Genomic DNA, 19,127 nt, shown 5'->3' with positions numbered 1-19,127 from the left:
CGCCCCAGCGAGGTGCAGAACCATGCGCACCAAACGGGTGCACCGATGACCAGACGCACCCGTTTGGTGCAGCATGGATCGTCTATTCTTTCGAGCTTCTTCCGCAGCCCGCGCCCGCACCGTCCATGTCTGATCTGCTCTCCGCCCTGCTGCTGGGCATCCTCGAAGGCTTGACCGAATTCCTGCCGATCTCCAGCACCGGCCACCTGCTGATCGCCCAGCACTGGTTGGGCGCGCGATCGGACTTCTTCAACATCATCATCCAGGCCGGTGCGATCCTGGCCGTGGTGCTGGTGTTCCGCCAGCGCCTGCTGCAGCTGGCCACCGGCTTCGGCCAGCGCGAGAACCGCGAGTACGTGTTCAAGCTCGGCGCGGCCTTCCTGGTAACCGCCGTGGTCGGCCTGGTGGTGCGCAAGGCTGGCTGGTCGCTGCCGGAAACCGTCAGCCCGGTGGCCTGGGCGCTGATCATCGGCGGCATCTGGATGCTGCTGGTTGAGGCCTATACCGCGCGCCTGCCCAACCGCGACCAGGTGACCTGGACGGTGGCCATCGGCGTCGGCCTGGCGCAGGTGGTGGCCGGTGTGTTCCCCGGCACCTCGCGCTCGGCCTCGGCGATCTTCCTGGCCATGCTGCTGGGCCTGAGCCGCCGCGCGGCCGCCGCCGAGTTCGTGTTCCTGGTCGGCATCCCCACCATGTTCGCCGCCAGCGCCTACACCTTCCTGGAACTGGCCAAGGAAGGAAACCTGGCCAGCGAGAACTGGACCGACGTCGGCGTCGCCTTCGTTGCCGCTGCCATCACCGGCTTCGTCGTAGTGAAGTGGCTGATGGGCTACATCAAGTCGCACCGTTTCACGGCCTTCGCCATTTACCGCATCGCGCTGGGCGCGGCACTGCTGCTGTGGTTGCCGTCCGGCAGCTGAACAGCGCCGGGGCACGGTAACCCCGATACCGGCCCCACCCCGTTTCCCCCACGGTTCCCCAAGGAGAATCACCATGAACCGCAAGCTCACCCTGCTCCTCCCGCTGGCCCTGATGGCCGCCTGCAGCCAGACTCCGGCCCCGGCCGGCACTGGCGGCGACGACGTGGCCCCGGCCGCGGCCAAGGCAGCGGACCAGCAGACGCTGGCGCACCTGGACGCGCAGCGCCTGCAGAGCCAGCACTGGCTGCTGCAGCAGGCCACCGCCGCCGACGGCAAGCGCATCGACGCGCTGTTCGCCCGCGAAGACAAGCCGGTCACCCTGGACTTCGCTGATGGCCGCCTGTCGGTCAGCAACACCTGCAACCGCATGGGCGGCGGCTACACCCTGGCCGACGGCAAGCTGACGGTCAGCGCGATGGCCTCAACCATGATGGCCTGCACCGATAAGGCGCTGATGGCGCTGGACGAGGCCGTATCGAGCCGCCTGCAGGGCGAGCTGAAGGCCGAGCAGGATGCCGATGGCAAGCTGACCCTGACCACCGCCAAGGGCGACGTGCTGGTGTTCAACCCGGAACCGACCGCTGAAACCCGCTACGGCGGCGCTGGCGAAACCGTGTTCCTGGAAGTGGCCGCCAAGACCGAGAAGTGCTCGCACCCGCTGATCCCGGACTACCAGTGCCTGCAGGTGCGCGAAGTGAAGTTCGACGACAAGGGCCTGAAGCAGGGTGAGCCGGGCAAGTTCGAGAACTTCTACGGCAACATCGAGGGCTACACCCACGAAGACGGCGTGCGCAACGTGGTGCGCGTGAAGCGCTACGAAGTGAAGAACCCGCCGGCTGATGCGCCGTCGCAGGCGTACGTGCTGGACATGGTGGTCGAGTCGGCCATCGAGAAGAAGTAAGAAAACAGAAGGGCGGCCGCGAGGTCGCCCTTCTTCCATGGGACACCTTGAAGTCGAGCCATGCTCGGCTGGGCAGAAGGCAGTCCAGCATGGCTCGACTCTACATACCCAACCGCCAAGGAGACAGGCATGATTCTTTCCCGCATTTTCGCGCTCCTGCTGGCCACAACGCCTGCCGGCCTCGCGGCAGCCAGTGATGCCAGCGATCTGCAACGCCTACAGGCATACGAGTGGCATCTCACCCACGCAGTCGACAGCAACGGCAAGCGCCTGGATGCACTGTTCATCGCCAGTGATCCGCCCGTCGGTCTGTTGTTCCGCGGCACCAGTGCCAACGTGCTGAACCTGTGCAACGGCATGGGCGGCCCATACACGTTGAAAGACAGCCAGCTCACGTTGGGCAGCATGGAACAGAACCTGAAGGGATGCTTCGGTGCCAAAGGCGAACAGGAAACCGAAGCCAAGCGCAGGATTCTGGGGACCTCCACACTGATCATGGGTCGCGCGGGGCCGTTGACCCTGCATACCGCACGTGGCGACACGCTGGTGTTCGCGCCGGTACCACTGAAAAACAGATGAGAAGTGCAGCCGGCAAGGTCGAGCCGGCTCGATCGGGGCTTTATAGAGGCCAGCCATGCTCGACTGGGCGAAAAGCAGGCGAGCATGGCTACAGAAAGCAAAGTCGGGTTTGGCCCGGCCCTGCAGACGCGCTCAACCCAGCGCAGGATTCAATGTGTAGGTGCCGTGCAACGCCGCTTCGGCCAGCACGTGGCCGTGCATGGCGCGATACGCGTCTGCGGCGGTGAAGCGTGCCGGAAGCTCCAACGAGGCCACGTCCAGCGCAAACACGCGGAAGAAGTAGCGGTGCACGCGTTCGTCGTTGAACGGCGGATACGGGCCGTCGTAGCCCAGATAGTCACCGGCCATGTCCGGATTGCCGGCAAACCAGCCGGTGAAGTCGTTCAGGCCCTGGCGGCTGCCGGCCGGGCCCGCCGGTGCGGTCTTGCCCTTCACCACGAAGCCATCGCTGCAGCTGCCGGCGGCGATCTCCTGCACCGAGGCCGGGATATCGGCCATCACCCAGTGCACGAAGTCGCAGCGCGGCTGGTCGCGCGGCACGGTCATGTCGCTGCGGCCGACCGTTTCCGCAACGGTCGGCACATCCGGGTCCACGCACACCAGCAGGAACGAACGCGTGCCTTCCGGCGCGCCGTTCCAGGCCAGGTGAGGGTTGCGGTCCGGCGCGAAGCCGGCGGCATCGCCGGCGGCGAACTCGCGGTCGATCGGCGCGCCGTTGGTCAGGCTGTGGCTGCTCAGTTGCATCGGCTTCTCCTTACTCTTCCGGGTAACCCAGGCGCACCGCAATCGGGGTGAGCTTGGCAAAGGCGGCGCTCATCACGTCGCGATAGTTGCGCCAGTGGCCCGGCGGGAAGCGCGGTGCGCCGAGCTGTGCGGCCGGCGGCATCTGCCGCTCGAACAGGCGTCCCAGCAGCTCGGCCATCGCATGCGGATCGTTGCCGATCTGGTCGATGCGCAGCAGCACGTGCGGGTACAGATCTTCCTCGTGCAGGGTGGCAACCTGCGCCAGCGCGCGCGCCAGCCATTCGCTGGCTTCAGCCAGCGAGGTCATCGCCAGCGGTGCGGCGGCGCCGTAGGCCACCCAGTCCAGCAGCATGTCGCGCGGATCACGCAGCACCAGCACCAGGCGCCCCTGCGGCAGCTGCGGGCGCAGCGCCCACAGCAGTGCGTTGTCCCACCACAGCAGCCAGTCGATGACGGCATCGCCCTGCACGCCGCGCGCGGGCAGCTGCTCGCGCCAGCGCTGCACCAGACGCTCCGGGGTCAGCACGCCGGAGGCGAGGTCCTGCAACGTGTGGTAGTTCTGGAAGGCATCATCCGGCGGATTGCTGGTGTAGCGGTCGCTGCGCAGCACCGGGCTGGCGGCGGCCAGGCCGGTCGCAACCCGCTCCACGCCCGAACCCGGCGCGCCCCACAGGAAGATCGGCGCGGAGTTGGCGTCAGCGTCGATCTCGCCCTTGTCCGGCCAGCTCGGCGGTGCCTTGGCCTGCGGCGGCAGCGGCAGGCGCTGCGGCGCCTGGTCGGCCTGCAGCGCCATCCACGTCTGCAGCGCCTGTTCCGGCTGGCCAGCGCGATCCTGGATTTCACCCAGCCAGGTACGCAGGTCGGCGCGATGACCGTCCGGCGCCCTGTCGATCAGCGCCTGCACGCGGGCGATCGCGGCGACCGGATCACGCTGCAACAGGCCTTCGACCAGGCGGGTTTCGCCGCTGACGCGGCCCGGTTCGAGGCTGACGATACGCTCGGCGATGGCTTCAGCCTGTTCGTGTTCGCCCACCATGTCATGCAGGCGCAGGCGCGCTTCCAGGGCCGGCAGATGACCTGGCATCGCATCCATCCAGCGTTCCACGGTCGCGGCGGCGGTCGGGCTGCCCACTTCTTCCACGGCCAGGCGCGCCAGCCACAGGTCGTGCAGCTGCGGGTGCTGCTCCAGGGCGGCGTCCAGGCGCGCGCGCGCCTCGTCTTCGCGGCCCAGGCGCTGCCAGGACATCAGCAGCAGCTGCAGCACCTGGCGGTCGTCGGGGATCGATTCCAGCAACGGCAGCAGGTGGTCCAGCGCCTGCAGCGGCTGGCCACCACGCAGCGACAGTTCACCGGCCAGGCGGCGCATCGACGGCGTATCCATGCCTTCCTGCTGCAGGGCGATCTGCATCGCTTCGGCAGCCGCCTCCAGGTTGCCCTGGCGCAGCGCCAGCTGCACCACCAGGCCATGCAGCGAGCTGATGGCCGGGTTCAGTTCCAGCACGCGGCGGAACGCCTGCTCGGCGAAGGCCAGCATGTCCTTGCCCAGGTAGGCGAAGCCCAGCGCGTACAGCACTCGGGTGTCGTTGGGCTGCGCCTGGTTGGCCGCCGACAGCAGCGTCAGCGCACGATCCGGATCGTCACGGCGCAGCGCGATCATGCCGTCGATGGTCAGCAGTTCCGGGTGATCCGGCTCAACGCGCGAGGCCAGCGTGGACAGGCGCTGGGCTTCATCGAAGTCGTTGCGGCCGATCGCCAGGTGCGCCTGCATCAGGTAGGCGGAGAAGGAGTTCGGGTCGAGCCCGGTGGTGCGCGCCAGCGCTTCGTCGGCGCCTTCGTACTGGCGCAGGGCCAGCAGCAGGCCAGCATGCTGCAGGTGCAGCTGGGCGTCGTCCGGTGCCAGCTGCAACGCCTGCTGCAGGACTTCCATGGCATCTTCGGCCTTGCCCTGCTGCTGCAGCGCAAGCGCCAGCCAGCGGTGGGCGCCGGCCTGGCCGGGTTCATCACGGGTCCATGCCTGGGCCAGCTGCACGGCCTGGTCAGCCTGGTTCTGGCGCAACGCTTGGATGATCTGGTCTTGCATGGCGGTCCGGTTCAAGTGCAAACCCGCATTGTAGCGGTCCACGCACCGGTGCCGGTTCAGCCCGCCAGCACCCGCTGCAGGCGCTGCGCCACCCAGCGCTCGGAGAAGCCGTCACCCCGCCAGTTTTCCAGGAAGCCGCAGTGGCCTCCCCAGCAGGCGGTTTCCAGGTGCGCCTGGCGCGGCAGCTGCCAATCACTGAAGGTCGCGTACGGGATCACCGGGTCGTCCTGCGCCATCAGGATGTCGGCCGGCACCTGCAGGGTGGACAGGCGGTCACCGGCAATCGAATAGCCATCGAAGTAGGCCTGCAGCGAGCCGAAGGTGGTGTGCCGTTCGACCAGCCAGGCGGTCAGTGCACGGATGTCCAGCTTCAGCACGCGGTCGTCGCAGTCGCTCAACTCCGGGAACAGATCGCGCTTGCGGCGCAGCGAACCGGCCCACTTGCGGCGGAAGTACCAGTCGTACATCGCCGGGCCGTTCTCGATGTTCTCCATGGTCAGCGCCGGATCCAGCACCGGGCACACCGAGGCCACGCGCAGCAGCGGCACGCCGGCGGCCGGTGCACGCAGGGCCAGGCGCAGCACGAAGTTGCCACCCAGCGAATAGCCGGCGGCCACCAGCGGCAGCTGCGGCCAGCGCTGGGCGATGTCGCCTGCGGCGTGCACCACTTCATCGATGAGATTGGAGTGGAAGATGCCGGGATTGAGATGATGGGTGTTGCCGTGGTCGCGGAAGTTCAGCCGCACCACGTCGAAACCCTGCTCGATCATGCGCGCGGCGGCCATGCGCATGTAACTGGATTCGGCACTGCCTTCCCAGCCATGCAGCAGCAGCGCGACACCCTTCGGCTCGCGGCCTTCGACATGACTGTGCCAGCCCTGCAGGCGCACGCCATCACCGCCATCGAGGATCAGCTCTTCGCTGACTGCACCGGTGGCCGCCAGCAGCAGCAGGCCGCGCTGCAGGCGCATGCGGCTGGAACTGAGCATCGACTGCAGGTGCGGATTGCGCAGCCAACGCGGCGGCTGATAGTCAGCCGCATGCAGCGTCGGCGTACCGGCGTCCAGGACAGGTGGCGGTATCAGGGCCACCGCACCCTCACTGCGTGCTCATGGCCGCCACGATGCGCGCGCGCGAGGTTTCCGCGATGCGTCGACGGCCTTCCAGGTCCTGGGTACCGATCGGCTCCAGGAAATGCACTTCGGTATGCCGCGCCGGCTCACCCAGCAGGCGCAGGAAATTGGCGGCGAAACTCTCGCCCGGGCCGAACGCGACGATGGTCTGTGCGTCGCCCTTCATCCCGTACACCAGCGCCACCGGCTGCACCGGCACGCCGGTTTCAACCGCGGCCTGGAAGATGCGGGCATGGAACGGCCCCACTTCGTGGCCACCGCGGGTGCGCCCTTCCGGGAACACGCCGACCGCCTTGCCGGCACGCAGGCGATCAGCCATCACCTGCATCACCCCACCGAGCGATTCGGTGTTGCCACGCTGATGGAAAATGGTCTGGCCACGCGCGGCCAGCCACCCGACCAGCGGCCAGCTGGCGATCTCGCGCTTGGCAACGAAGCCCATCATGCGCTGGCTGTGCAGGATGGAGATGTCGACCCAGCTGACGTGGTTGGCGACGAACAGAACGGCACCGGGCAAGGGCTGGCCCACCCGTGACAGGCGGAAGCCGAAGATCCACATCAGCCCGCCCTGCCACCAGTTCACCACCCTCGCGCCGAAGGTATCCTCGCCCACGCGCAGCTCGCCCCACGGCGGAAGCATGCCGATCAGGATCAGCGGCAGGAACACGGTGATGTGGACCAACAGCAGCGGTACGCGGTACAGGTAACGGCACACACGCGCCACGCCGCCACGGGGGGCCGGAGTGGGGGAAGTCATCCGCGCACGATACCGGAGCGCCGCGGCAGCTGCCAGCCGATTTAGGCCATAACCGCCATTGACCGGGGCAATCGGCGGGGAACGCTGGGTTCTGCCGCCGTCAACACGCCCGACGGGGGCTCAACCGTGGCCGGCAGCCACCACCGCCAGGGTCAGCCGTGAGATGCACACCAGCCGGCCCTGCTCGTCCTCGATGCGGATTTCCCACAGCTGGGTGCTGCGGCCCACGTGCAGCGCGCGCGCGGTGCCGGTGACAGTCCCCGAGCGCACCGCACGCACATGGTTGGCGTTGATTTCCAGGCCCACGCAGATCTGCTTTGCGGTATCCACGCACAGGTTGCCGGCGCTGCTGCCGAGGGTCTCGGCCAGCACCACCGACGCACCGCCGTGCAGGATGCCGTAGGGCTGCCGGGTGCGCTCGTCCACCGGCATCGTGGCCTGCAGCCAGTCTTCGCCCGCGGCGCTGAAGACGATGCCCAGCGACTCGATCGCCGTGTTGCGGCTGAGCGCATTGAGCTGCTCGATGGAAACAGCTTCGCGGAACACCTGGGTCATGCGGGCACCTTCAGAGAATGGGAACGAGGCCGGCACCGAATGCGGTCAGCATGCGCACCAGCAGCCACTTCGGGCCGACGTTGACTTCGGGGAAGTCGCCGACGGCCACGTAGCAGCGATGGAAATCCGGGTCCTGCCGTGGCAGCGGCTGCGGGCAGTCCGGGCCGGGCTTGAACTCGTAGTCGGTGGCGTAACGCCACGGCCAGAAGTCGAGAATCGGCAGCGCTTCGGAGGCCTTGCCGACGCTGTAGTTCAGGCCCGACAGCACCGGCGGCTTGGCCCGCGGCGCCACCGTCCACGAGTTCTGCGGATGGGTATCGCGCAGGATGCTCTCGGCCAGCTGCTCGGCGAAGACCGGATCGTCGATGATCACCGCGCCTTCGGTGTTGTAGTTCTCGCTGCGCGGATCGAAGTTGTGGGTGCCGACCACGCCGATGCGGCGGTCGACCACCAGCGACTTGGCGTGCAGGCCCATGCGCGCACCCTTGCGGGTGACCGGCAGCGGCTTGTTGACCGCCTTGCTGCCCAGGAACGACGGCCGCGTCTCGGTACGCAGCAGGCGCGTTTCCACTTCGCTGCCGGCGGCACGGCGACGTTCGCGCGCGTTCTGGTAGGCGCTGCCGGTACGCGGATGGTTCACCGGCACCTGCCTGCGGGTCGCGGCCAGATCCCCATCGCTGCCACCGCCGGCATTGCTGCCAGCGGCGCTGCCGCCGATCAGCGGATTACGTCCGCCGTCGTCGTCGCCTGCGGGCGCGGCGATCGGATCAGGCAGCAGGTTGCGGTAGTCGACCGGTGCATCCAGCGGGAACGGCTTGTATTCGAAGATGTTGAAGCCCAGTTCGCGCATGTTGCGTCGCTTGTACTTGTACGACAGCGCATACACGATCGGGTTGTCGGTGGCCGCCAGGCTGTTGCTGGACACCACCACGCGCGGCGGCTGCGGGCGCTTGCGCAGCTCGCGGAACAGCTTCTGCGCCGGCTTGGACAGCACCAGGTACGGCGTCTGCAGGATCACTTCCTTCTGCGCACCGGCAATGAGTGCATCCAGCTGTGGCTCGGTCACATGCTGGCCGGCCAGCGGGGCATCGGCTTTCTCGCGGCGGTGCTTGCGCGGCAGGTCGGCGACGTAGCGCACCGAGGCCACCGGCAGCGCGGTATCCACGAAGGAACGGGTGACGAAGTCCATGTCATTGGCTTCGGCGCTGACCCGCTGCACCCGCTCGGGGCGGCGGAAGGTGGCCGGTGGCAGCACCGGCACGCCCTCGCGCAGCAGGGTGCGGCCCACGTCATTCAGGCGCTCGGCCGGCACGCTGCGGTGGGCGCGCCAGAAGGCATCGAAGTTGGCCGCCATCGCGCGCGCTTCCGGACCGGCGATCATGACGTCGCGGTCGCGGAAGTTGTACTCGCGGTCCCAGTCGTAATAGTCGTTCTGGTAGTTGCGGCCGCCGACCACGCCGATCGCATCGTCGATCACCAGCAGCTTGTTGTGCATGCGCTGGTTGAAGCGACGGAAGCAGCACAGCACGCTGCCGGCGTAGTCGAAGTAGTTCAGCCGGGCCTTGCCGAAGGTCGGGTTGTAGACCCGCAGCTGGAAGTTCTGGTGGGCACCGGACAACGCGCCGAGGATCTGCAGGTCGGAAATCGCCGAGAGCTGGTCGATCAGCACCCGCACCTTCACCCCGCGCCGCGACGCGGCCAGCAGTTCGTCGATGACCAACCGCGCGCTGTCGTCCTTGTCGAAGATGTAGGTCTGCAGGTCGATGCTGCGGGTGGCACTGCGCAGCAGGTTCAGGCGTGCCACCAGGGCGCCCTCCCCCTCGTCCAGCAGGGTGGCGTAGTGGCGCGGCTGCTCCGGGGTGGATTCGGTGAACGCCCGGCCGGCCAGCGCCCGCAGCGGCGAGTCCTGCGCGCAACGGTCGGCGCGCTGGCAATCGACCTGGGTCGAGCGCGCCTGCACGGCGATCGCTTCGGCGCGGTCGCGCTCGGCAGTGGACAGCGATGCACAACCGCTGCCCAGCAACACGCTTGCCAGCGCCAGTACACGCAGCAGGAGGTTCACGGTTTCGGCGCCTCGCTCAGGCGCGCTCGCAATACGAAGGTCACTCGGTCACTCAAGGCAAGCTGCCAGCTGTTCATTCCATACCGGCCTCGCTGCACGGTACCGCGGCTGACGACGTCGCAATCATAGCCGGGTCGGGCGCACTCCGCCTTCTCGACCTTCAGTGTCTCGGGATGGCTGATCCCGCGCAGGGTCAGCCGCCCGTTGATGTCGCCCCCGTCTTCCACGGTCTCCGGCCAGTACGGCAGCGAGTCGAACTCGACCACCGGGTGGCGGCCCGCGTCGAAGAACTCCTCGCCGCGCATCCAGCCGGTGTAGCGCGCCTTGCCGGGGATCTCGACCGAGCGCGTGAACATCTTCAGGTGCACCTGGTGGCGGCCATCGGAGAGGACCTCGATTCGACCTTCGAAGTGCGGGAACAGGCCTTCGATGCGCTGCCCGAAGCGGGTGCGCACCTCGAAACCGATCTGCGAGCGTTGGGTATCCAGGCGCAGGACCCGGTGCGCCTCGGCGACCACCGGCGGCAGGGGCGTTGGCGGTGGCGCGGCAGCCCAGGCCGCGCCGGAAACCAGCAGCACGGGCAGCAGAAAGCGGCTGCGCCGCGCCAGGCTCATTGGATCACGGCCACCAGAACGCGTTCAGGCTGGCCACGCCCGGCTCGATCGAGGCCTCGCGCGGGAACCCGAGCACGGCAATGCCAGCCGGCGGCATGCCGCGGTAGTCGCTGCTGGTGCCGTCGGTCATCAGCGCCACCAGCTGCTCCAGGCCCGGGTTGTGGCCGACGATCAACACCCGGTCCAGGTCACGACGCTCGTCCACCAGCGCCGCCAGGGTGCCCGGGGTGGCTTCGTAGATCCGGTCTTCCAGGCGCTTTTCGACATAGCCGATGGCCGTCATCACCGCTTCCAGGGTCTCGCGGGTACGTCGCGACGGCGAGCACAGCACGCAGTCCGGCAGCAGGTTGTTCTCCTTCAGCCACTTGCCGGCGGCTTCGGCTTCGGCGAGCCCCACCGGCGACAACGGCCGGTCGAGGTCGGCCTGGCCGGGGGTCGCCGGTTCGGCATGGGCATGGCGCAGCAGGATCAATTCACGCATCGCGGGTTTCCATGAAGAAGAGGATGCAGCAGAAAGAGTGACGCAGGCATCAAAGCTTGAGCCAGGACAGCAGCGGCTCCCAGTCGGCCTGGTGCTCGCGGACCTGGGCCGAGCGGTAGTCGAACAGGCTGCGGCCAAGGCCGGTCATGACCACGTAGCTCTGGCTGTCGCGCAGCTGCGCGACCACCGGGTACGGCCATTCACCCAGCATCTGCAGCGCCTGCTGCGAGGTCTGGGTCCATGGCTTGGTACGGTTGAGCACCAGCCCCACCGGCAGCTTGCGGCTGTGCACGCGCGGGTTCTGGGCCAGGCTGTTGAGGAAGCCGACGATCGCTTCGATGTCCAGCGCCGAGGGCAGCACCGGTACCACCACCGCGTCGGCAGCGTCGAGGAAATGGGGAATATCGTCAGCCAGGGCACCGGCCGGCGCGTCGATGATGACGGTGTCGGTGCCATCGGGCAGCTTCTGCGCCCACTGCTTCTTCCGATACACGTCGATGGGGAGCACCGCGCTTTCCAGCCCGGCACGGCGTTGTGCCCAGCGGGTGCTGGAGCCCTGCGGGTCGGCATCGGCAATCACCGTGGCCTTGCCCTGCAATGCCGCGTACGCGGCCAGGTGGGTGGCGACGGTGGTCTTGCCCACCCCGCCCTTGGAACCGGCCACCAGGATCGTCTTCATGCCAGCCTCGCTTCCGGGTACGTGCCCCGAGCGTACACCGGCGATGGTGACGGGAGGTAGCGTCGTGCTGAACCAGCGGCCATCGCCTTTGCTATCGTGGCGCCCCCGAAGGATCGAACCGGCATGAGCGAACTGCAGGATCTGAGCGCGTTGATCCGCGCCAACACCCCACTGATCGTCATCGAGACCCAGGACGAGGGTCGCATCGTCGAGCTGTTCCGGCAGACGCTGATGCACGTATGGCGGGCGCTGCACCGCTGGTCGATCACCGAGGGCCTGCGCCGGATCGACCTCGACAGCGAAGACCCGCCGGTCGGGCCGCCCGACGCCAGCGCGGCCCTGCAGATGATCCGCCAGGCGGAGCAGCGCGGGGTCTACCTGCTGCTCGATTTCCACCCCTACCTGGGCTATGCCAGTCACCAGCGTGCCCTGCGCGACCTGATCCAGCGCCGCCACAGCGAGCCGCATGTGCTGGTGCTGATTGGTGCCAAGGTGGAGCTGCCGGCCGAGCTGGAAGCACTGGCGGTGCGCTTCAACCCGCGCCTGCCCGATGCCAACGCGCTGTTGAAGATGCTGCGCGAAGAGGCCGACGCCTATGCGCGCGAGCATGGCGGCCGCCGGGTTGAAGTCGACAGCGAGGCGGTGAAGAAGATCCTGAAGAATCTGCAGGGCCTGAGCCTGGTCGATGCCCGGCGCATCGCCCGCCAGCTGATCTACGCCGATGGCGCACTTCGCGACGACGACCTGCCACAGCTGGCACGGCTGAAGTTCGAGCTGCTCAACCGCAGCGGCCACCTGTTCTTCGAACATGACAGCGCGCGCTTTGGCGATGTGGCCGGCGCCAACCGGCTCAAGCGCTGGATCAACCAACGCCGCGTGGCCTTCATTGCCGGTTCGGCCCCGGCCGGGTTGGACCCGCCGCGCGGCATGCTGCTGCTGGGCGTACAGGGCTGCGGCAAGTCGATGCTGGCCAAGGCCACCGCCGCCGGCTTCGGTGTACCACTGCTGCGCCTGGACGTGGGCGCGCTGTACAACAAGTACCACGGCGAAACCGAGGCGAACCTGCGCCAGGCGCTGGCCTCGGCCGAGCAGCTGGCGCCCTGCGTGCTGTGGATGGACGAGATCGAGAAGGGCCTGGCCAGCGGTGGCGAGGACGGCGGCGTGTCACGCCGCGTGCTCGGTTACCTGCTGACCTGGATGGCCGAGCGCAAAGCGCCGGTGTTCATCGTCGCCACCGCCAACCAGGTGCACGAACTACCCGCCGAGCTGCTGCGCAAGGGCCGCTTCGACGAGATCTTCTTCGTCGACCTGCCCTCGCCTGACGTGCGCGTGGAACTGCTGCGGCTGCACCTGGGCCGGCGCCAGCTCAACGCCGACGACTTCGCACTGCCCGCGCTGGCGGCGGCCGCCAATGGGTTCTCCGGCGCCGAGATCGAGCAGGCAATCGTCGCCGGGCTGTACGCGGCGCATGCCGAGGGCCGGCCGCTGGATACCGAGCTGCTGATGAACGAAATCCGCGCCACGCGGCCGCTTTCGGTGCTGATGGCCGAGCAGGTGGAGGCACTGCGGGCGTGGGCGTCGGGGCGCACGGTTTCCGCGGACGATTGAGGTTTCCCGCGAACGGCGCAGCCCCTCGTGGCGGCGGGTTGGCTGTGAACATCAAAAGCCGCGCTTGGCCGGGCGGGGTGGATTCGCGGGGGACGCCGTGAACCCGTCCATGGGGGCTTGGCCGCGGCATCCATGCCGCGGACACCCCCGCGAACCCACCCCGCCCGTCCTCTGACAATTTCCGGGTGCGTCCGCCACGGAAGAGAAAAAAGAAAAGCAGAAGCAAAGGCAAAAGCGGTTGGCTGGCCGCCTTTTGTAGAGCCGAGCCCACGCTCGGCTGCATTTCGATCAGATATCGAATAATCGATTCCGATGCACATTCATCCACGCATGGCGTGGATACCGTGTCGACCAAGGTCAACACCTACCCACAGCTGCGAGAATCTGTCGAAGGCGGGGCACTGTGGGTTTGCGGGGTGTGAGCCGCATGGATGCGGCGACCAAGCCCCCATGGATGGGTTTACGGCGTCCCCGCAAACCCACAGTGCCCCGCCATCCCGCAGGAAGCCCGCTGTTGCTTCGGCTCTGGCCGTTGCCTCTGCGGGTGCCGGGTGCAACCCGGCCGAACCCCTCCCTCAGGGCCAGGCAGGCGGCGCGGCAACCCACGCCTGCTGCACCTCGGCCAGCGACGCACGCTCGTCCTCCCGCCACTGCGGCAGCAGCTGCCCATAGTTGGCCGTGGTATTCCACTGCGTCGGCTCGGTGCGTACCGCGGCCGCATACCACTGCACCGCCTCCTGCTTCTGCCCCATGCGCCACAGCGCCAGCGCGTAGGTCGGTGGCACCCAGGTGGGCTTCGTACGGGCGTTGCTGGCCGATACCAGCCACTGTTCCAGCGCCGCCTCTGCCTTGCCCTGCCGGAGCAGGTCCCAGCCGTAGTTCCAGCGCACGCTGCGGCCACTGCTGCTTTGCGCCGGGGCCTCTTTCAGGGCTTCGCCGTACAGCTGCTCGGCCAGTTCACCGCGACCCTGCGCCCCGGCCACCGATGCCAGCTGTACCGTCGCCTCGACCGCGCGGCGGCCGCGTTCACGCAGCTTGACCAGCTGGGCCACCAGGTCATCGCCCTCGCCCTGCACCGCCACCATCGGCGTGGCCGCCGGGTCGTTGTCGAAGTAGAACTCCTGTGGTGCAGGCACGGCCGGCGCGGCCCACGCAGTGACCACTCCCGAGGCCAGCAGCATGCTGGCCAGGATCTTTCCTGGAACTGACATCCCTTCTCCCCAGGCCGCAACTGCAGCCTCCCTCTCTCTTCCCGATCCTAACCCCAGCACCGCCACGGACGCGAGTGCCGGGGCCTGCGCGGCCCCGCTGCTACAATTCGCGCCTTTCCCGCCGCGTGCCTGCACGCGGCCGGTGCCAGCCGATCCTACCGGGCCAGCCATGACCAGTACCGCGCAACTCACTTCGCCCTCTTCCGCCGACCTGCTCGACCGTGATTACACGCTCGACCACAAGTACACCCGCAATGAGGGGCGGATCTATCTGAGTGGCGTGCAGGCGCTGGTGCGGCTGCCGCTGATGCAACGCCTGCGCGATGCCGCCGAAGGCATCGACAGCGCCGGCTTCGTCAGCGGCTATCGTGGCAGCCCGCTGGGTGGCTTCGACCTGGAACTGTGGCGCGCGCGCAAGCATCTTGAAGCGGCGAAGGTGAAGTTCACCCCGGGCCTGAACGAGGACCTGGGCGCCACCATGGTGTGGGGCACGCAGCAGACCAACCTGTTCCCCGGCGCCAACGTGCAGGGCGTGTTCGGCATGTGGTACGGCAAGGGCCCGGGCGTGGACCGCTGCGGCGACGTGTTCAAGCATGCCAATGCTGCGGGCACCTCGCGCTACGGCGGCGTGCTGGCGCTGGCCGCCGATGACCATGCCTGCCGCAGTTCGACCCTGCCGCACGGCAGCGAAGACGAATTCGTCAGCGCGATGATGCCGGTGCTGAACCCGGCCGGCGTGCAGGACATCCTCGACATGGGCCTGCTGGGCTGGGCGATGAGCCGCTACACCGGGCGCTGGGTCGGCTTCAAGACCATCGCCGAGACGGTGGAATCCTCGGCCTCGGTCGAGGTCGACCCGCTGGCCCGGCGTATCGTGCTGCCGGAAGATTTCGACATGCCCAGCGGCGGCCTCAACATCCGCTGGCCGGACCCGCCGCTGGACCAGGAAATGCGGCTGCACCGCTATGCGGTGAAGGCCGCACAGGCGTTCGCCCGCGCCAACGGCATCGACAAAGTGGTGATGGACGCGCCGCGCGCGCGGCTGGGCATCGTCACCACCGGCAAGAGCTACCTGGACGTGCTGCAGGCGCTGGAATACCTGGGCCTGGATGAAGCCGCATGCGCTGACATCGGCATCCGCGTGTACAAGGTCGGCATGACCTGGCCGCTGGAACCGCAGGGCATCGCGCGCTTCGCGCAGGGCCTGGAAGACATCATCGTGGTGGAGGAGAAGCGTGCCTTCATCGAGCGCCAGATGAAGGAACAGTTCTTCAACTGGCCGGCCAGCTGGGGCCAGCGCCCGTCCATCGTTGGCAAGTACGACGAGAGCGGCGAATGGATCCTGCCGTCCACCGGTGAACTGACGCCGGCCACCATCGCCGGCGTGATCGGCCGCCGCATCCAGAAGTTCTTCAACAACGAGTCGATCGAGCAGCGCCTGCAGTGGATGCAGGAAAAAGAAGCCGAGCTTGCGCTGCCGCGCGCCAGCTTCCCGCGCGTACCGCATTACTGCTCGGGCTGCCCGCACAACACCTCCACCCAGGTGCCGGATGGCTCGCGGGCGCTGGCCGGCATCGGTTGCCATTACATGGTGACCTGGATGGACCGCAGCACCGATACCTTCACCCACATGGGTGGCGAAGGCGTGACCTGGGCCGGGCAGGCGCCGTTCACCGACACCCCGCACGTGTTCCAGAACCTGGGCGACGGTACCTACTTCCACAGCGGTTCGCTGGCGATCCGCCAGGCGGTCGCGGCCGGCGTCAACATCACCTACAAGATCCTCTACAACGACGCGGTGGCGATGACCGGCGGCCAGCCGGTGGACGGCCCGCTGAGCGTGCCCGACATCGCCAAGCAAATGCGTGCCGAAGGCATCCACACCATCGTGGTGCTGTCGGACAACATCGGCAAGTGGACCGGCCAGCGCGAGCACTTCCCCAGCGATGTCGAGTTCCACGACCGCAGCGAACTGGACGAAGTGCAGAAGCGCCTGCGCGAAGTGAAGGGTGTTTCGATCCTGATCTACGAACAGACCTGCGCCACCGAGAAGCGCCGCCGCCGCAAGCGCGGCAAGCTGGAAGACCCACAGAAGCGGGTGATGATCAATTCGCTGGTCTGCGAAGGCTGCGGCGACTGCGGCAAGAAGAGCTTCTGCGTGTCGGTGCTGCCGAAGGAAACCGAGTTCGGCCGCAAGCGCGAGATCGACCAGTCCAACTGCAACAAGGACTATTCCTGCGTGAATGGTTTCTGCCCGAGCTTCGTCACCGTGCACGGTGGCCAGCCGCGCAAGGGCAGCAAGCGTGATGCCTCCACGCTGCTGGACAACCTGCCTGCACCGACCATCCGCGGCACGCTCGAACAGCCCTGGAACATCCTGATCACCGGCGTGGGCGGTACCGGCGTGGTGACCATCGGCGCACTGCTGGGCATGGCCGGCCACCTGGAAGGCAAGGGCGCGACCGTGCTCGACCAGACCGGCCTGGCGCAGAAGGGTGGCGCGGTGACCACGCACATCCGCATCGCCCGCCGCCCGGACGACATCCACGCCGTGCGCATCGCCGCCGGTGAGGCCGATCTGGTGCTGGGCTGCGACATGGTGGTGGTCAACGACTACTGGGCCCTGTCGAAGGTGCGTGCCGGCCGTTCGCAGGTGGTGCTGAACACCTACGAGGCGATGCCCGGCACCTTCACCACCCGCCCGGACATGCAGTTCCCCGCCGCCGACATCGTGGCCGGTGTGCGCGTGGCGCTGGGTGGCGAGGAACCGCTGCTGCTCGATGCCACCCAGCTGGCCACCGCGCTGCTCGGCGATGCCATCGCCGCCAACCTGTTCATCCTCGGCTACGCATGGCAGCAGGGCCTGGTGCCGCTGTCGTTCGCATCGCTGATGCGCGCCATCGAACTCAATGGCGCCGCCGTGGCGATGAACCAGCAGGCGTTTGCCTGGGGCCGCCTGGCGGCGGTCGATCCGCAGGCCGTGCAGCAGGCTGCCGGCCTGGTGCGCAACCGCCACACCGATACCGAATCCACCCCGGGCCCGCTGCACCCGCTGCCGCCGGGCGAGTGGGAAGGCAACGAGTGGGGCGCCACCGCGGCACCGCGCAACACCGGCGACGAACGCGAACTGCGCGGCCTGCCCTCGCATGGTGGCGACGTGGCGTTCCTGCCGCTGGACGACGCGCGCCTGTCGCGCTCGCTGGATGAAATGATCGAGCGCCGTGCCGCCTTCCTTGTCGAGTACCAGGATGCCGCCTACGCCAACCGCTACCGTGATCTGGTGGCGCGCGTGCGCGCCACCGAGGCCGACCGCATCGGCGGTTCCACCGCGCTGACCGAGACCGTGGCCCGCTACCTGTTCAAGCTGATGGCCTACAAGGACGAGTACGAAGTGGCCCGCCTGTACACCAGCGGCGACTTCCAGCGCCGCCTGCAGCAGCAGTTCGAGGGCGACTACCAGCTGCGCTTCCATCTGGCGCCGCCGCTGTTCGCCAAGAAGGACGAGCAGGGCCGGTTGCTGAAGAAGGAATACGGCCCGTGGATGTTCAAGGCCTTCGGCCTGCTGGCCAAGCTGAAGTTCCTGCGCGGCGGCCGACTCGATGTGTTCGGCCGCACCGAGGAACGCCGCATGGAGCGCAAGCTGATCGGCGATTACGAGGCCACCGTGCAGGTGCTGCTGGATGGACTGGATGACGACCGCTTGGCGCTGGCGGTGGAGATCGCCAGCGTGCCCGAGCACATCCGCGGCTTCGGCCACGTCAAGGAAGCGCATTTCGAGCAGGCCAAGGCACGCGAAGCCGCCCTGCTGGCGCAGTGGCGCAATCCGAAGGCACTGCACATCGTGCAGGTAGCGTAACGCCGCGAAACAGGTAGTGCCGGCCGCTGGCCGGCATCCATCCTGGCAATCGGTTGTCGGCCAACAGCCGGCACTACTGGTGGTTTACCCCAACCGCCACAGCAGCAGGCGGTTGTTGGCCGGCATCGCCACGTCGCGCAGGCGGGTGAAGCCGTTGTCCTCGGCCAGCGCCTGCACGGCTTCCACATCGCGGATACCGCTGCGCGGATCACGCGCCTTCAGCCAGGCATCGAACTGCGCATTGCTGTCACTGGTGTAGCGGCCACCGTAGTTGAACGGCCCGTAGACCGCCAACAGCGCACCGTGACGCAACAGTGGCGGCAGCGCGCCGAACAGCGCCTGCACGTACTCCCAGCCCATGATGTGCAACGTGTTGGCGCTGAATGCGGCATCGAACGCGCTGCCCTCGGGCAACGTCAGGCCCGGCGCAGGCGGCAGTTCCACCTGCAATGCCACCGGCGGCAGCAGGTTCAGCAGCGCGGCCTCCGCACGCCAGGCCTCGATACCGGGCAGATGGTCCGGATGATCGCTGGGCTGCCAGCGCAGCCACGGCCAGCGCTCGGCAAAGAAGGCCGCGTGCTGTCCCGTACCGCTGCCGATTTCCAGCACCCGATGGCGGTCGCCCATCCACGGGTCGAGTGCCGTGGCGATCGGTTCGCGGTTGCGCTCGCAGGCTTCTGAATACGGCTTGCTCGACATCAGGGACGGTGTCCAGGCGGGGTCGGCCCCATTGTGCACGAGGGGGTGTTGCTCGGCAGGGCTTGCAGCCCTGCACCCGCAGGAGCCGGAGCCAGAGCAACGTCAAAAGCTGGCATTCCGTGGGTTGGCGGGGTGGGTCCGGTTGAGGGGGACGCTGCAAGTACGTCCATGTAAGCTCGGTCGCCGCATCCATGCGGCTCACGCCCCCTCAACCGGACCCACCCCGCCTTCGACAGACTTCCGCCATC

Annotated in this window: 16 protein-coding genes; 5 read left to right on the top strand and 11 right to left on the bottom strand. The window is 67.8% G+C overall.

From position 1 onward, the window contains the following. Positions 1-125 precede the first annotated feature (125 nt). The 3 genes from AC13FN_RS15500 (at position 126) to AC13FN_RS15490 (ending at position 2,400) form a co-directional block, all read left to right on the top strand. Positions 126-920, top strand: a complete 795-nt coding sequence (locus AC13FN_RS15500; protein ID WP_265952877.1) for an undecaprenyl-diphosphate phosphatase — start codon at positions 126-128, stop codon at positions 918-920. A gap of 73 nt (positions 921-993) precedes the next feature. Further along, on the top strand, positions 994-1,821 hold the full coding sequence (locus AC13FN_RS15495) for a DUF4377 domain-containing protein (RefSeq protein ID WP_482984372.1): 828 nt from the start codon (positions 994-996) through the stop codon (positions 1,819-1,821). 129 nt (positions 1,822-1,950) lie between these two features. Next, complete coding sequence (locus AC13FN_RS15490; RefSeq protein ID WP_054170672.1) at positions 1,951-2,400, top strand: META domain-containing protein; 450 nt, start codon at positions 1,951-1,953, stop codon at positions 2,398-2,400. Between the two features lie 132 nt (positions 2,401-2,532). On the opposite strand, the gene AC13FN_RS15485 is transcribed toward AC13FN_RS15490, so the two are convergent. The 9 genes from AC13FN_RS15485 to AC13FN_RS15445 form a co-directional block, all read right to left on the bottom strand. After that, positions 2,533-3,144: a YbhB/YbcL family Raf kinase inhibitor-like protein gene (locus AC13FN_RS15485; RefSeq protein WP_019337126.1), complete on the bottom strand. Its 612-nt coding sequence runs from the start codon at positions 3,142-3,144 to the stop codon at positions 2,533-2,535. A 10-nt stretch (positions 3,145-3,154) separates the two neighbouring features. Beyond that, positions 3,155-5,224: a tetratricopeptide repeat protein gene (locus tag AC13FN_RS15480; RefSeq protein WP_482984373.1), complete on the bottom strand. Its 2,070-nt coding sequence runs from the start codon at positions 5,222-5,224 to the stop codon at positions 3,155-3,157. 56 nt (positions 5,225-5,280) lie between these two features. Further along, positions 5,281-6,270 (bottom strand): YheT family hydrolase, encoded by a 990-nt coding sequence (locus AC13FN_RS15475; protein WP_029380138.1) that lies wholly within the window; start codon positions 6,268-6,270, stop codon positions 5,281-5,283. Between the two features lie 52 nt (positions 6,271-6,322). After that, positions 6,323-7,114, bottom strand: coding sequence for a lysophospholipid acyltransferase family protein (locus tag AC13FN_RS15470; protein ID WP_482984374.1), 792 nt, complete (start codon positions 7,112-7,114; stop codon positions 6,323-6,325). Positions 7,115-7,234: 120 nt separating this feature from the next. Next, positions 7,235-7,669: a hotdog fold thioesterase gene (locus tag AC13FN_RS15465; protein ID WP_010487227.1), complete on the bottom strand. Its 435-nt coding sequence runs from the start codon at positions 7,667-7,669 to the stop codon at positions 7,235-7,237. Between the two features lie 10 nt (positions 7,670-7,679). Continuing rightward, positions 7,680-9,731, bottom strand: a complete 2,052-nt coding sequence (locus AC13FN_RS15460; protein ID WP_482984375.1) for a phospholipase D family protein — start codon at positions 9,729-9,731, stop codon at positions 7,680-7,682. Next, a complete protein-coding gene (locus tag AC13FN_RS15455; RefSeq protein ID WP_482984376.1) occupies positions 9,728-10,345 on the bottom strand; it encodes a YceI family protein in 618 nt (205 codons plus the stop codon). Before AC13FN_RS15455 ends, AC13FN_RS15460 begins: the two co-directional genes overlap by 4 nt. Positions 10,346-10,349: 4 nt before the next feature. Continuing rightward, positions 10,350-10,826, bottom strand: coding sequence for a SixA phosphatase family protein (locus AC13FN_RS15450; protein WP_049435386.1), 477 nt, complete (start codon positions 10,824-10,826; stop codon positions 10,350-10,352). A 49-nt stretch (positions 10,827-10,875) separates the two neighbouring features. Next, entirely contained in the window at positions 10,876-11,505 is a 630-nt protein-coding gene (locus AC13FN_RS15445) for a ParA family protein (protein ID WP_010487235.1), read from the bottom strand. Between the two features lie 123 nt (positions 11,506-11,628). Between AC13FN_RS15445 and AC13FN_RS15440 the strand changes: the two genes are divergently transcribed. Then, positions 11,629-13,113 carry an AAA family ATPase gene (locus AC13FN_RS15440; RefSeq protein ID WP_010487236.1) on the top strand — a complete coding sequence of 495 codons (1,485 nt, stop codon included), beginning with the start codon at positions 11,629-11,631 and terminating at the stop codon, positions 13,111-13,113. Positions 13,114-13,688: 575 nt separating this feature from the next. On the opposite strand, the gene AC13FN_RS15435 is transcribed toward AC13FN_RS15440, so the two are convergent. Continuing rightward, positions 13,689-14,324 carry a tetratricopeptide repeat protein gene (locus tag AC13FN_RS15435; protein ID WP_217014775.1) on the bottom strand — a complete coding sequence of 212 codons (636 nt, stop codon included), beginning with the start codon at positions 14,322-14,324 and terminating at the stop codon, positions 13,689-13,691. Between the two features lie 169 nt (positions 14,325-14,493). Between AC13FN_RS15435 and AC13FN_RS15430 the strand changes: the two genes are divergently transcribed. Beyond that, on the top strand, positions 14,494-18,180 hold the full coding sequence (locus AC13FN_RS15430; protein ID WP_478410486.1) for an indolepyruvate ferredoxin oxidoreductase family protein: 3,687 nt from the start codon (positions 14,494-14,496) through the stop codon (positions 18,178-18,180). 84 nt (positions 18,181-18,264) lie between these two features. On the opposite strand, the gene AC13FN_RS15425 is transcribed toward AC13FN_RS15430, so the two are convergent. Beyond that, the gene (locus tag AC13FN_RS15425) at positions 18,265-18,879 is read right to left on the bottom strand and encodes a DUF938 domain-containing protein (protein ID WP_478410485.1); all 615 of its coding nucleotides are present in this window, start codon (positions 18,877-18,879) and stop codon (positions 18,265-18,267) included. Between the last annotated feature and the right edge of the window lie 248 nt (positions 18,880-19,127).

It is taken from the genome of Stenotrophomonas sp. 115C5 (assembly GCF_056861055.1).
Note: the sequence above shows the minus strand (reverse complement) of the source record. Positions and strands in the feature narration are given on the sequence as shown.